10 protein-coding genes are annotated in these 13,509 nt (G+C 67.1%); 9 read left to right on the plus strand and 1 reads right to left on the minus strand.

Features of this window, described 5'->3' with window-relative positions; genetic code table 11:
* Positions 1–3: 3 nt before the first annotated feature.
* The gene (locus LZC94_09620; protein ID WXB17523.1) at positions 4–1,749 is read right to left on the minus strand and encodes a VWA domain-containing protein; all 1,746 of its coding nucleotides are present in this window, start codon (positions 1,747–1,749) and stop codon (positions 4–6) included.
* A 368-nt stretch (positions 1,750–2,117) separates the two neighbouring features.
* On the opposite strand from LZC94_09620, the gene LZC94_09625 reads away from it, so the two are divergent.
* The 9 genes from LZC94_09625 to LZC94_09665 all read left to right on the plus strand — a co-directional run bounded on the left by LZC94_09625 (position 2,118) and on the right by LZC94_09665 (position 13,504).
* On the plus strand, positions 2,118–4,112 hold the full coding sequence (locus LZC94_09625; protein WXB17524.1) for a DUF1585 domain-containing protein: 1,995 nt from the start codon (positions 2,118–2,120) through the stop codon (positions 4,110–4,112).
* Positions 4,109–4,825, plus strand: coding sequence for a hypothetical protein (locus tag LZC94_09630; GenBank protein WXB17525.1), 717 nt, complete (start codon positions 4,109–4,111; stop codon positions 4,823–4,825). Before LZC94_09625 ends, LZC94_09630 begins: the two co-directional genes overlap by 4 nt.
* Positions 4,826–4,838: 13 nt before the next feature.
* The gene (locus tag LZC94_09635) at positions 4,839–6,233 is read left to right on the plus strand and encodes a DUF1501 domain-containing protein (GenBank protein ID WXB17526.1); all 1,395 of its coding nucleotides are present in this window, start codon (positions 4,839–4,841) and stop codon (positions 6,231–6,233) included.
* The gene (locus LZC94_09640; protein ID WXB17527.1) at positions 6,230–7,414 is read left to right on the plus strand and encodes a cytochrome c; all 1,185 of its coding nucleotides are present in this window, start codon (positions 6,230–6,232) and stop codon (positions 7,412–7,414) included. The genes LZC94_09635 and LZC94_09640 overlap by 4 nt, the downstream gene beginning before the upstream one ends.
* 25 nt (positions 7,415–7,439) lie before the next feature.
* Entirely contained in the window at positions 7,440–8,807 is a 1,368-nt protein-coding gene (locus tag LZC94_09645; GenBank protein WXB17528.1) for a sigma 54-interacting transcriptional regulator, read from the plus strand.
* Positions 8,807–10,189, plus strand: a complete 1,383-nt coding sequence (locus tag LZC94_09650) for a hypothetical protein (GenBank protein WXB17529.1) — start codon at positions 8,807–8,809, stop codon at positions 10,187–10,189. Before LZC94_09645 ends, LZC94_09650 begins: the two co-directional genes overlap by 1 nt.
* 140 nt (positions 10,190–10,329) lie before the next feature.
* Positions 10,330–11,760 (plus strand): serine/threonine protein kinase, encoded by a 1,431-nt coding sequence (locus LZC94_09655; protein ID WXB17530.1) that lies wholly within the window; start codon positions 10,330–10,332, stop codon positions 11,758–11,760.
* Between the two features lie 4 nt (positions 11,761–11,764).
* Complete coding sequence (locus LZC94_09660) at positions 11,765–12,601, plus strand: hypothetical protein (GenBank protein WXB17531.1); 837 nt, start codon at positions 11,765–11,767, stop codon at positions 12,599–12,601.
* On the plus strand, positions 12,602–13,504 hold the full coding sequence (locus tag LZC94_09665; protein ID WXB17532.1) for a glycoside hydrolase family 16 protein: 903 nt from the start codon (positions 12,602–12,604) through the stop codon (positions 13,502–13,504).
* Positions 13,505–13,509 lie beyond the last annotated feature (5 nt).

The following is a 13,509-nucleotide window of genomic DNA, read 5'->3' on the forward strand; positions in this document are numbered from 1 at the left end:
GCGCTAAAAGAATGCTGCCATATCCGCGTACACGCGGTTGATCGTTTCGACGCTCCCGCGCGCGGCCGAGCCCTTGGCCGATTCGGCGATCTCGTCCAACACGTCGGCGCTGGCGCCCTCGCCGTAGGCGATGGTGAAGACCTTCACCGGCGTGTCGGCTTCGTTGGGGAAGCGTCGTTTGAGGGCCGGGAGGGTCAATCGGCTCCCTTCGTCGTTGCCGTCGGTCATCACCACGATGGCGTGGATTCGACCTCGCGCGCTGGCGGCCCGCTTGGAGACGTCCTCGTAGGCCTTGTCGATGGCGTCGTAGAGGGACGTTCCGCCGCCCGCGCTCACGCCGTCGATCCGTTGCGCCAGTTGTTTGCGGCCGCCGTCGCCCAGCTTCACGGGGCCCACCGTCGGGTAGACGACGGTGTCGAAGAAGCTCAAGGTCACCTCGTCGCGATCCGAGAGGACGTCGAGGAAGCTCTTGGCCCCGCGCTTGGCCTCCTCCAAAGGACGCCCGCGCATCGAGCCGGATTTGTCGAAGACGAGCACCACGTCGGTGGTCTTCTTCGTGTCCTTCCACACGTCGAGGAGCTTCTCCAAGGTCGCGACCTCGGGCACCTCCAGGAGGTTCTGCGGCTGCTTGGGATCGACGCCGTGCGCGAGGTCGATGGGGGAGGCGATGGGCACCGAGGCCTCGCCCGGACGAAAGCCCAGCGCGAGCGCGCGCTCTTGCTGCGGACGCGCCTTGAGGAACTCGAGGAAGATCTTCGCCGCCTCGCGCTCTTCGTTGCCGACCCACTCCGCGTCCAGGATCGAATACGGGTGATCGGACCAGAACGTCCCCTCTTTGGGGTAAATGGCGATGATCGGCTGCGGCGGGTTCTTTTGATACGACTCGATGACCAGGTTCTCGTAGCTGACGGTGGCCGACATGTACGCGGGGCCGCGCGCGATCATCTTGTCGGTGAAGAAGCCCGTCGACGTTCCGTAGTGGACGATGGTCTGCTCCACCGACTCCAGGAATTTGCGCGTGCTCGGGTTGTCCAGGTCGGCGCGGGAGAGGCCGCGCGTCTTCTTGGCGCCGGCGTAGGCTTCGGCCAGGACCGAGAGAAATCCCGAGTTGGAGAACTCGGGGTGCGTGTGACCGAGCTTGAACCGGCCCCACTCCGCGAACCCTTTCGAGCCCCAGCCCCGCGGATCCAGGTTCACCTTGAGCAAATCCGACCAGCCGATGGGCGACTTCGGCCAGCCCAATGCCTCCGCCATCGGCTTCCACATGGCGATGACCACCGGCGAGAGCACCACCGTCTCCCCCGGTTGCGCGATGGGCTTGGCCCGCTTTTGCGCGTACGCGCTGTTCAACAAGGCGATGTACGCGCTGGACGCCGGGCTAAAGACGTGCGGCTTGTCGGTGCCGTTGACGATGGCTTGCACCGACTCGCCCGAGCCCATCGCTTTTGCGCGGATCGTGATGGGGCGGCCCGAGGCCGTGGTCTTTTTTTGCGGCTCGAAGGCTTTGATGGACTCCTCGAGCCATGTCTTCTTTTCGCTGCCGTAGATGAGGAAGACCTCGACCTCGCGGCCCGCGGCCCCCGAATTTGCGGCTCCTGCCGTCGCCGAACCCGCGGCGCTCGTGGCGCCCGGCGGCTTGTCCGCGCTGGGATCTTGGGTGGGGGCTTTCTGGGGGTTGCATCCGTTGCAGGCCCCCAGGCCGAAAATGCTGACGATGAGCAGCGCGAGCCGGAAAAAGCAGAGGCGCAAGCGATTCCCCTCCAAGGTAACCCGCAATTTTCGTTTGGCGACGGACGGCACTGCCTTCAATGTGCGTCTGCCTGCATCGATTGTGTGACAATTGGGTATCACGTTGATGGCGGCGCCGTTCGTTGGCCCTCGGCGGACTTACATGGTTGGTCCTCGGCCGACCTGCATCGTTGGCCGCGCCGGAGCGATCGGTTTGTGATCGATTCGATCTCAAGCCCGTGATCGAAAAGGGAACACGTCCACCCCCCTGGCTCCGGCCATGTTCTCCCATGATTTCCGATATTTCCGAGTGACGGTCCCCGCGTCCGGCCTCGCGCGTGCTTGGCCCGGATGGTGCGAAGAGCACGGGCAGGACGCGGAGGAACATCGTGAGAAAAGCTCGTCTACTCGTACCTTTACTGGCATCGGGCGCCCTTGGGTGGGCGGCGGATGCAGGCGCCGCGCCGTCGCTCGATGATTATCGGCGGTTTCGTGCGCTGACCGTGGATCTGGTGGGGCGCATTCCAACGCGGGACGAGGTGGCTGCGTTCGAGAAGCCCGGCTTCGACTTGGAAGGGTGGATCAACCAGCGCTTGACCGGCCCCGGGTACGCCGATCGGGTCACGCGCATCTACTCGGACCTTTTGCGGCTGCAGGTGAGCCCCGTGTTCAATGCCTTGAACTCGCAGGTCGACCTCCGGCGCGAGTTGATCCGCGGGCCCAACAACGAGCAAATTTATGTCTATTACCGATTGGGGCAGAGGCGCCAGCGGGCCGAGACCGACGGCGATTTCTGTCTGACCTCCGAGGAGACGGGGATCACCTTCCCGGTGAACCGCCCGCGCGGCACCTACCCCGACGGCGGAGCGCCGGGCGGAAAAGCGGTACCGGCGACGGTCCTCGACAAGGCCACCTTGAAGGTCAAACCGTGGTGGCTCTATCGCGACTACAAGTCCGCGAACCCCACGGACCGTTTCGACCCGGCGAAGTGGCCCGCCAAATATGGATTCGAACCCAACCGCGCCCTGCTCGTGGAGCCGACCGGCGATGCCACGGTCGAGATTCGAGTCTGCCGCGAGGAGGCGCAGGAGGCCGAGGTCGGGAAGGTCTACGCCAGCGGACGGACCGCGGGAGACGCCGGGGCTCTTCCGCCCGGACGCACCACCGCCCTGCCGCTCGACGACTCCTTCGCGACCGCGAACCAGGGCAAGCCCATTTCGTGCCGGACGCAAAGCGGTATTTCGCACTCCATCGATTGCGGCTGCGGCAAGGGGCTCGAGCACTGCTTCCCGACCCCGGGGTTCACCGGGCAAGACCTGGGGGTGGTGGCGCCGGAGGTCAACATCCTCGGCGCGGAGGCCCCCATCGACAGCATCGCGCAAGACAGCGGCGACTGGGATCGACTCTGGTGGGGCGAGGAGGCGCGCCACTTCATGCTCGACCTCTTCGGCAAGGACCGTGACTTTCGCGAGCTGCTCTCCTCCCCCCGCACCTTCGTGAACGGGCCGCTCATGCAGTATTACAAGAGCGACGCGCCGGGGACCTGCTGCGGCGCCGCGCTCTTTTTCGGCCACGTGGAGCCCGTTCCGCTGCTCGATCCCAAGAGCATCCCCGGAGGCTTGCTGCCGCACGACGCCAACACGTGGGTCGAGGTCCAGAACCGCGGCGCCTTCGCGTCGGGCATCCTCACCATGCCCATCTTCCTCACCAAATACGGCACCCGGCGGGCGCGCGCGCACGTCTTGTACAACGCGTTCCTCTGCAAGGACTTCGTGGCGCCCGCGAACCTGCAGCTCACCCCCTCGGAGGACCCCAACTTGATGACGCGCGAGGGTTGCCGATCGTGCCACACCACCCTGGAGCCGATGGCCGCGTACTTCGCGCGGGTGACCGAGAGCGGTGTCACGTATCTGCCGCCGGACAAGCTCCCGCTCGACACCGCCTCGATGTGCTCGCCCACCGCGACCAACCCCAGGGTTTGCACGTGCAAGAACGACGCGAATGGGAAGATGAACGGGACGTGCGCGCCTTATTACGATCCTGCGTTCAGCAACAAGACGCACGGCGTTCTGCGCGGCGGCTACCCCGATGTGACGAATCGAACGAACCACGCGGAGCAGGGGCCGAAAGGGATGGCGTCGGAGCTGGTCAACCAACCGGAGTTCGCGGCGTGCGTGGCCGAGAACGTGGCCAGCTCGTTCCTCGGTCGCTCGCTGAGCACCGAGGACGCGGAGCTGACGCGAACCTTGACCCAGGCGCTTCGAGACGGCGGCTACCGCATGCGTGCGGTGGTGAAGAAGATGCTCCTCAGCGACGCCTACCATCGCTCGAACAACCTGACCTCGAGCGCCTGGCGCGGCGGGACGGATGGAGGTGCGCGATGATCCGTAGAAAGGCTCTCTTCGCCGTGCGCGGCGCGCTCCTGGCGCTCGGCTTCGCCGGCACCTTCGCCGCGTTTGCGTCGTCCACCGCGTGCTCGAAATCGCCCGCCGAGCCGCTCACGCCCCCGGAGCCGCTGCCGCCCGGGCACGGTGTCCTGCAAGACAAGACGCCCAAGGAAGGCCCGCGCCTGGTGCCGGTCGAGGCCTATATCCGCACCTACTTGACGTTGTTCGGCAACCTCTCGCCGCTGCAAGCGCAAACCAACGCGCGGGGCACCGACGGCGCCAACCTATTCGACACGTGGCGCGACTACCTCGGCACCATGGGGATGCCCGACTACCGCTACGACACGCCGCGCGTGAACCAGACGAACACGCTCATGGTGGCCACCTTCGAGCGCATCGGGGTGGCGCTGTGCGATCGCGCGATGGAGCACGACAAGGCGCTCACGCCGCGGTTCATTTACGACTTCGACATGCCGAAAGATCTCGACGCGGCGGCGTTCGCGCCCCGGTTCGACGTGGTGCACCGCACGTTCCTCAATTACCCCGCGCAGCTCGCGCCCACGGATCGCACGAACCGGTTTTGGAAGCTCTATCAAGATACGGTGAAGACGCACGCCACGGTGACCGGTTCGCGCTTCTCCCCGGCGGAGGCCGGATGGGCGGCCGTCTGCTACGGCCTGATTCGCCACCCCGAGTTTCACCTTTATTGAGGAGCGCAGGATCATGAACAAATCGAGCCGCCGCAGTTTTCTCAAGGCCCTCGCCGGATCCGGCGTCGCCGCCCTGGCGAGCACGCCCCTCGTCCACGCCCTGGCCGCGCCCGGCGGAGACGCCAAGACGAGCGACGAGTTCTTCCTCCTCCTTCACGCGCTCGGAGGGTGGGACGTGACCTTGAGCCTCGACCCGCGCTGGGACGAGGTGGGGCTCATCGATCCGGCCACCACGGCCAACACGAACACCCTCGGCATTCGCCTCTGGGAGAACGATACGAAGAAGCTCTCGGACGGGGGTTACTCGTTCCAGCCGATCCGCCCCAAAGACACGCCCTTCGTCTTCGGGCCCGCCATCGGGAGCCTCGCCGACCTCGATCTGGTATCGCGCCTGTGCGTGGTGAACGGCCTCGCCACCAACACCGTGAGCCACCCCGACGGCCAGACGTACGCGGTGACCGGCCGCCACTTGAACGGCGGGAGGCCCAATCAGTCGAGCATCGACGTGTGCTGCGCCAACGAGTTCGGCACCGAGCAGCTCCTGCCGGTGGTGAGCGTGGAATATCCCTCGTACCTGCTCGGCTCGGAGCTGAGCTCCAAGGCGCGCCCTTTGCGCATCTCCAAAGTCGGCACCATGGCCCTCTCTTTGTCGCGCGCCACCGCCTTCGATACGCAGGCGGAGCGCAACAACGTGAACGCCGTGCTCACGGAGGAGGCGGCGGAGCTGGCCGAAATCTCCAACGACCCCAGCGCGCTCCAGAGCCTCGCCACGCAATATTCGGCGTTGGATCGGGTCTTGAGCGATACCCGGCTGCAAAACGTCTTTAGTGAGAAGGCGCTGGTGGACGGCCACAAGGAGTTCAACTTTCCCGCGCTGCGGCATCAATACAAAGCGGCCACCAACGCGGCGTTCGCGATCGAGGCCTTCGCCAACAACATGGCGCGGTGCGTGAGCTTCGCCTTCAATGGATTCGATACGCACGCCAACAATTATGCGTACCAAGCGGCCACGCAGCAGGAGACCTTCGACATTCTGGCGGCCTTGATCCGGAAGCTCGATACGCTCCCCCACCCGACCCGCACGGGGGCCAAGCTCAGCCAGCATACGCATATTTTGGTGACCAGCGATTTTTGCCGGACTCCGGCCATCAATATCGCGCGCGGGCGCGATCATCATCCCAATGGATCGGCGTTGGTGATTTCACCCAAGTTCAAAGGGAAAAAGGTCTTTGGATCGACCGACGTCCCCCAACTGCTTCCGCGCCCCATCAAAGCCGGAACGTTCATGGATGGCGAGCGGGCGGTGGCGCCGCCCGATTTGCTCGCGACCTTCGTCTCGGCCTTCGGGGTCAATCCGCAGAAGTACTTCCGCGAAGGGGAAGTCATCAAGGAGCTGCTCGCGACATGAAACGATCCACGGCTGCAGGTTTGATTGCGCTTCTTGCGTCGATGGGGCTGGGGTGCAGCTCCAGCGACGAGTCCCTCCCGCCGGGCGAGCTGACCCTCGGCCCCGTGGTCTGGAACCCCTCGAACATCGCGGTGGGGCAGGTGCAGGCGGTGGCGGAGTACGATAAAACGGTGGCGGTCTTCGGCGCCTCCGGGGTGAGCACCTTTACCAGCGGCGCGCTGGTGGGCAGCGACGCGAGCGTGACGTCCTGGCGCTCGGCGGCGGTGATCCCGTCGGCGTCGGGGCTGGGGACGTGGATCGTGGGCATCGACGGCAAGGGGCGCATGAAGCGCGTGCTCGGTCACGAAGGGATCGAGGACGTCTCCGATCGCTTCGGCCTGACATCCGAGGCCGTGTCGTCGCTCGCGGGGAGCACGGGGGCGACCGGGTTTCTCACCGAGCGCGGCATCGCCACCAGCGACGGTACCACGGTGACGCATTACCCGTCGTCCGAGCTTCACGCGGTGGCCGCGGGGGCAGGGCGGGTGGCGGTGGCGGTGGCGGGCGGCGTCCGGATCTTCGATCCCTCCGCGAAAGGAAGAGAGACCGACGTGGCGCTCCCCGACGCGCGCTTCGTCGCGTTCGACGCCGCTGGAGCGCTCTTTTCCGCCACCCCGCGGGGCCTCTACAAGTTGGAAGGTGGGGAGATGCGCGTGGTCTACGACGCCGGCGCGCGCGCCATCCGTGCGCTGGCGGCAGCGGGGCCGCACGTGTGGTTCGCCGTCGATCGCGATCTCGGGATGGTGCGGGACGGGCGGGTGTTCATCACCTCGGCGCCGCCGTCGCTGGGGGACGATCTGCGGCTCGCCGGCTCGCCCGACGGTGATGTCTGGGTGGTCACGGGCGGGCAGCTGTTTCGTTACGAGGCGCGCTTTGGGGGCGCCAGCGGGGATGAGGCCATCTGGACGGACACGGTGCAGCCCGCTTACGCGCGCGTCTGCAGCAACTGCCACAGCGCGCCGGGGAGCGGAAAAGCTTCATCCAATGTGGATCTCTCGACCTACGCGTTGTGGAACGCACGTCGCGCAGCCATCCGAGAGCGGGTGATAACGCAAGCGGGCACCCCCGGCGCGATGCCGCCATCGGGCTACACCTTGACCGAGGAAGAGAAGGCGGCCATCGACGCGTGGACCAAGCGCTGATTGGGAATGTGATACCGTTCGGACGATGCCCATCGAGGAGGGCGCGTCCACCGTTCTTCAATCGCGGCCCCGCGGCGGGTTCAACGCGACGGCCACGTTCCGTTTGCGCGTCGTCGAGGGGCCGGACGCGGGCCGGGAGTTCGTGCTGGACGGGACGCAGCCCTCGCGCGTCCTCATCGGCACGAGCCCCGCGTGCGCGTTTCGTCTGAGCGATCGCCAGATTTCACGCCGGCACGCGTCGATTGACGTGGTGCCGGAGGGCCTGCGCCTCACGGATCTGGGCTCCACCAACGGCACGTGGGCCAATGGGCTGTGCGTCTTCGACGTGCGGCTGCACGGCGGGGAGCTGGTGCGCCTGGGCGACAACGTGCTGCGGGTGGAGGTGGTGGCCATGCCGGCCGAGCACCCCACCACCTTGGCGATGCGGTTCGGGCGCCTGGTCGGGGCCAGCCCCGAGATGCGAAGGCTCTATCCTCTGTGCGAGCGGCTGGCGGCCACCGACGTGCCGGTGGTCATCGAGGGCGAGACGGGGACGGGCAAGGAGCTGCTCGCCGAGTCGATCCACGAGGAGAGCGCGCGCGAGAAGGGGCCGTTCGTGGTCTTCGACTGCACCACGGTGGCCGCGAACCTGCTCGAGTCGACCTTGTTCGGTCACGAGCGCGGCGCGTTCACCGGCGCCGTCGCCGCGCGGCGCGGGGTGTTCGAGCAGGCGCACGGCGGCACCTTGCTCATCGACGAGATCGGCGATCTGGACGCGTCGTTGCAGTCCAAGCTGCTGCGCGCCATCGAGCGCAACGAGGTGCAGCGGGTCGGCGGGGAGAAGTTCGTGCGCGTGGACGTGCGCGTGATGGCCGCCACCCGGCGCGATCTCGACAAAGAGGTGCAGGCGGGGCGCTTCCGGGACGACCTCTTCTACCGTCTGGCGGTGGCGCGCATCGAGCTGCCGCCGCTGCGCGAGCGGCGCGGCGACGTGCAGGTGCTGGGGCGCTACTTCTGGGAGCAGCTCGGCGGCACGGACAAGCCGATCCCGGAGGATTTGCTGCGGCGCTTCGAGGAGTACGGCTGGCCGGGCAATGTGCGCGAGCTGCACAACGCCATCGCGCGGCGGCTCGCGCTCGGTGACCTGGCGGCGATGGAGCGCTCGCGCGCGCTGGACCCGGCGCCGTCCCAGGCGCCGGGCGCGGACGTGATCAAAGAGACGTTGGCGATGGATCTTCCATTTCCCGCTGCGCGGCAGCGCGTCATGAACGCGTTCGAGCGGGGGTATGTGGAGCGCGTGCTGGCCAAGCACGGCGGCAACGTGGTGCGCGCGGCGGCCGCGTCGGGCATCGCGCGCCGGTATTTCTACGTCATCAAGTCGCGCCAGCGTCCGGGCGGGCAAGAGAACGAGTGATGCGTTCGCGGGTGCGCGCGGGGCTCGGGTTTCTCGGAGGGAGCGCGTTCGTCCTTGCCGCCGTGTTGGCCGCGTGCCGCTTTACGGACGATCTCACGGGCGGCGCCGCCTTGCCCAGCGAGTGCGACGCCGACGCCCCGCAATCGATCACCAACTGCGGCGCGTGCGGCCGCGTGTGCGCGTCCGGGCCCAATGGTTTCGCCGCGTGCGTGGACGGCGGATGCCAGGTGATGTGCGCGCCTGGCTTCGGCGACTGCGACGAGGACAGCACCAACGGGTGTGAAGTCTACGTGCTCGACGCCGGCGCGCATTGCGGCCGCTGTGGTCACGATTGCCAGGGTGGAAGCTGCCAAACCGGCGTATGCGGCCGCGTCATGCTTCGTTCGGGCGATGGCACCCCGATCCACATCGCCACGAACAATGGCTCGACGTCGGTGTACGGCATCACGCCCTTCGGGAGGGTCGTGAGCGTGCCCAAGGCGGGCGGCGATGCGTCGTACCTGACCGAAGGGAGCGCGTCGCCTCGGCTCGATCCACCGCCGCGCATCGCGATCGCCAACAACGTTCTCTATGCGACATCGTGGCGCAAGCCGCCGTGGGGACCGGACGGCGGTGCAGCGCCGGGCGCCGTCCTCTCCATGTACGTCGATGGTGGGGGGCTCCGTTCGATTGCTGCCAACGAGCCGTACGCGATCACCGCGACACCCGTGTCGACTGCGCAGGCGTACGTCTATTGGTCGGAGGGAACGCCGCCGCCGATTTGGGCCGATGCAGGTGCACCCGATGCGTCCGATCCGCCCACGATTCTTCGTCGTGCGGTGGGCCCGGCGTTCACGAGCGCGACCGTCATCGCGGATGCGGGCGTCGCGGCCATCTACTCCATGGCGTCGGATTCCAACGGTGTCTTTTGGACGAACACGGGCGCGTACACGGAATCGCACCGCGGCACGCTCGAGCGGTACCTCAACATGAGCGGAACCGGGGGTCCCGTGCGCGACGAGCTCGTTGGCGCCGAGCACAAGCTCGCACCTTTTGCTGTCGCCGCGACCTCGTCGAGCGTCTTCTTCACGGCAACGGGCGCGGGAGGAGGAACCTTGCGCAACCTGCTCCTCTCGTGTGGGGCCAGCGGTTGTCTGCAGGGCCCATCGCGGATCGCGTATCCGTACGATGCGCGCTTCGTGGCCGTCTCCGGGGCCACGATCTTTTGGACCGATGGCGATGGCACCATCCGATCGCTCCTGAACGGAGTCGAGTCCACCCTCTCCCGAGATGATCGAACAACGTCTCCTTGGGACATCGCGGTCGACGACACCACCATTTATTGGACGGCGTATGCGAACGCAGGGGCGAATGTCTACTTGTTCAAGATTGCGCGACCTTAGCAGTACCGGTGCAAGGGCCACCGTTCGACCTGCGTGGTCGGAGAATTCACGCTAACGTAGTGCGCAAGGTGTTCGAATCCCGGACATTGCCGCTCGTACTTGGCCGCTATGAGCTTCATTCCGTCATTGCGAGTGGCGGCATGGCGAGCATTCACCTGGGGAGGCTCCGCGGGGCCTCGGGGTTTGCGCGCACGGTAGCCATCAAGCGACTGCACCCCCACTACGCGCGCGATCCGGTGTTCGTGACCATGTTCATGGACGAGGCCCGGCTGGTCGCGCGCATCCGGCACCCCAACGTGGTGCCCATCGTGGACGTGGTGTCGGAGGACGGCGAGCTCTTTTTGGTCATGGAGTACGTGCACGGCGAGTCGCTCGCGCGGCTCGTTCACGATCGGGCCCGCGGCTCGGTCCCCGTGGCCCCGAACATGGCGGCGGCCATCTTCGCCGACGTTCTGCACGGCCTTCACGCCGCGCACGAGGCGAAGACGCCCGAGGGCGAGCACCTGGGGATGGTCCACCGCGATGTCACGCCGCACAACGTGTTGGTCGGGGTAGATGGCTCTGCCCGCATCGCCGACTTCGGCATCGCCAAGGCAACGCAGCGCAACCAAGCCTCGAGCTCGGGCATGCTCAAGGGGAAGCTCTTTTACTTCGCGCCGGAGCAAATCCACGGGCGCGCCGTGGGTCGCGCCACCGACGTGTATGCAGCTTCCGTCTCGCTCTGGGAAGCGCTCACCGGGCGTCCTCTGTTTGCCGCCGAGAACGAGGCGAGGGTGCTCGAGAAAATTCTCACGGGCGCCATGCGGCCGCCCAGCGCCTTTGCCGCGGGCATCCCGCCGGAGCTCGACGAGGTGGTGATGCACGGCCTCGAGATGCAGCCGCACAAGCGGTTCGCGAGCGCGCACGACATGGCGCTGGCCCTCGAGAAGAGCGTGGCGCTTCCATCGCCCTCGGAGATTGGGGCGTGGGTGCAGGCGCGCGCGGAGCAAGCGGTGGCCGAGCGGATGGCCCTCATCGAGACCCTGGAGCGCATGCCGCCCGTGGAGGCGGTGCCGATCCCCGCGGCCTTGGTGGCCATGGCGGATCTTTCGCAGACGCCCGTCTCCTCGGACTTGCCCGTAAGGCGCCGTCAATCCGTCGCGGCGTTCGTGGGGTTGACGGCGGTCGGCCTCGGGGCCGTGCTGAGCGGGGCGCTCTGGGCGCACGTTCGCTCGGCGCCCTCGGGCAGGGCGGGGCAGGCTTCAGCGGCGGTGTCGACCCCGTCGCCGTTGGCGCCGTCGCCGGTCGAGGTGAGCGACTTTTCGCCCTCGCTGGTGTCGGTGGCGATGAAGGCGGCGCCGGAGAGCGCGCCCGCGCCCGCGGCGGAGAAGGAGACGCCGCGCGCGTCGCGCACGCGCCCGCGCGGGGAGGCGAAGAGGAGCGCGACGTCCGTGAGCTCGGGAACGTCGGGGGCATCCGGAACGTCGGGGGCATCCGGAACGTCGGGGGCGCCGAAGGAAGACGATGCTTGCAAACCGCCGTACACGCGCGACGAGACGGGGCGCAAAATCTACAAGCGCGAGTGCCTCTAGGTCCATGCGCACGTTTCGTTCGGGGTCGATCGCCGTCGCCGTTCTCGCAGCTACCTTGGTCGCGGCCGATGGGGCGCGCGCCGACGAAAAAGACGTGTGCGCGTCGGGATCGGAGGACGCGCAGCGGCTCATCAAGCAGGGCAAGCTCCTCGAGGCGCGCGCCCGTCTCCTCGTGTGCACGCGGGCGGTGTGTCCGGCGGTGATCAAGCAAGACTGCGACGGGTGGCTCTCGACCTTGGATGCGACCACACCGTCGTTGGTGATCGCGGCGCGCGACGAGGCGGGGCGCGATTTGCTCGACCTTCGGGTGACATTGGACGGTGCGGCGGTCGACTCGTTGAACGGGCGCGCCATTCCGGTCAATCCTGGCGTTCACAAGCTGCAGTTCGAGGCGAGCGGGAAGACGCCGAGCGAGCAGCAGGTGGTGGTGCACGAAGGGGAGCGGGCGCGCCCGGTGACGGTGACCCTCGCCTCCGTCGCTCGTGCTCCGGCGCCGGCGGTGGCTCCCGTGCGTGCGCCGGCCGAGCGCTCCACATCGCCGTTCGTGTACGTGCTGGGCACCCTGGCGGGCGCCTCGCTCGTGAACTTTGCGGTCTTCGAGATCAAGGCGGCGACCGAAGCTTCGCACCTGCGTTCGACGTGCGCGCCGCGCTGCCATCCGGCGGACGTCGACCGGGTCAGCACCGATACGGTGATCGCCAATGTCTCGCTGGCGCTGGGCGTCGCGTTCGCGGGCGGCGCCGTCGCCGTCTGGTACTTCGGGCGCAAGGGCCCATCGTCTGCACCTGCCCTGGCCGTCGAGACGGGGCCGGGCCGGATCGGGTTGCGCGGGACGTTCTGAATGGTGCGCCGCTCCGTCGTCTCGCGTGTGCTCCGTGCGTTCCGTGGTTTGCGCGGTCTTCGCGCCTTGCGGGCGGGGGCGGTCGCGGCAGGCGCGTATGCGGTCGCCGCCGCGTTGTCGCACTGCTACTGGCTGACCCCGTACGACGATCTCACGAGCGACGGCGCGGGGGGAGACGGAGGCGATGCGGGGGCCATCGCGTACCCTCCGGGCGGCGGGTGGCGCTTGGTCTTCGACGATGAGTTCGAGGGGCGGACCCTCGATCGGAGGAAGTGGGATACGAAATATCCGCGCGACGGCGAGCGCGCCTATTCCGATCCCGACAACGGCGAAGCGCAATGGTACTTGGAGCAAAATGCGATCGTCGAAGATGGTAAGCTCAAGCTGACGGCGCGCCGTGAGGAGTACCGGAGCCCGAGTCGCGTATTTCGGTATACATCCGGGATGGTTCACGCCAAGTCGTCTCCATTTCAATATGGATACATGGAGGCGCGCATGCTCCTCCCCAAGGGCGTGGGGTTCCATCCTTCGTTCTGGACGTGGCCCGAAGACGAGAACGCGTCGCCCGAGATCGACGTCATGTCGTTCTTCAGCGGAACCCCGTCGAAGATCTCGTGCATCTACCATCCTCCGGGTGGCGGGTCGACGGTCGGCACCGACGTCACGCGCGCCGATTGGAGCGACGGTTGGCACACCTTCGCCGCCGATTGGTCGCGCGATGGAGTCAATTGGTACATCGATGGGCAATGGGTGCATTCGTCGCCTGCCCCGTCGACCAAGCTTTATATGATTCTCACCATGGCGGTGACCAATGGGGCGGCCGGGTTTCCTCCGGCGCCCGACGGGAATACGACGTTTCCCTCGGCGCTCCAAATCGATTACGTGCGCGTGTTTCAGCGATAGCGCGC

This window comes from Sorangiineae bacterium MSr11954 (assembly GCA_037157815.1).
Classification (GTDB): domain Bacteria; phylum Myxococcota_A; class Polyangia; order Polyangiales; family Polyangiaceae; genus Pendulispora; species Pendulispora albinea.

Bases quoted from the DNA above. Each gene is read 5' to 3' on its own strand.
- LZC94_09655 (WXB17530.1), top strand. From the start codon at position 10,330: ATGGCGAGCATTCACCTGGGGAGGCTCCGCGGGGCCTCGGGGTTTGCG.
- LZC94_09660 (WXB17531.1), top strand. From the start codon at position 11,765: ATGCGCACGTTTCGTTCGGGGTCGATCGCCGTCGCCGTTCTCGCAGCT.
- LZC94_09665 (WXB17532.1), top strand. From the start codon at position 12,602: ATGGTGCGCCGCTCCGTCGTCTCGCGTGTGCTCCGTGCGTTCCGTGGT.
- LZC94_09650 (WXB17529.1), top strand. From the start codon at position 8,807: ATGCGTTCGCGGGTGCGCGCGGGGCTCGGGTTTCTCGGAGGGAGCGCG.
- LZC94_09630 (WXB17525.1), top strand. From the start codon at position 4,109: ATGATCCGTAGAAAGGCTCTCTTCGCCGTGCGCGGCGCGCTCCTGGCG.
- LZC94_09645 (WXB17528.1), top strand. From the start codon at position 7,440: ATGCCCATCGAGGAGGGCGCGTCCACCGTTCTTCAATCGCGGCCCCGC.
- LZC94_09640 (WXB17527.1), top strand. From the start codon at position 6,230: ATGAAACGATCCACGGCTGCAGGTTTGATTGCGCTTCTTGCGTCGATG.
- LZC94_09635 (WXB17526.1), top strand. From the start codon at position 4,839: ATGAACAAATCGAGCCGCCGCAGTTTTCTCAAGGCCCTCGCCGGATCC.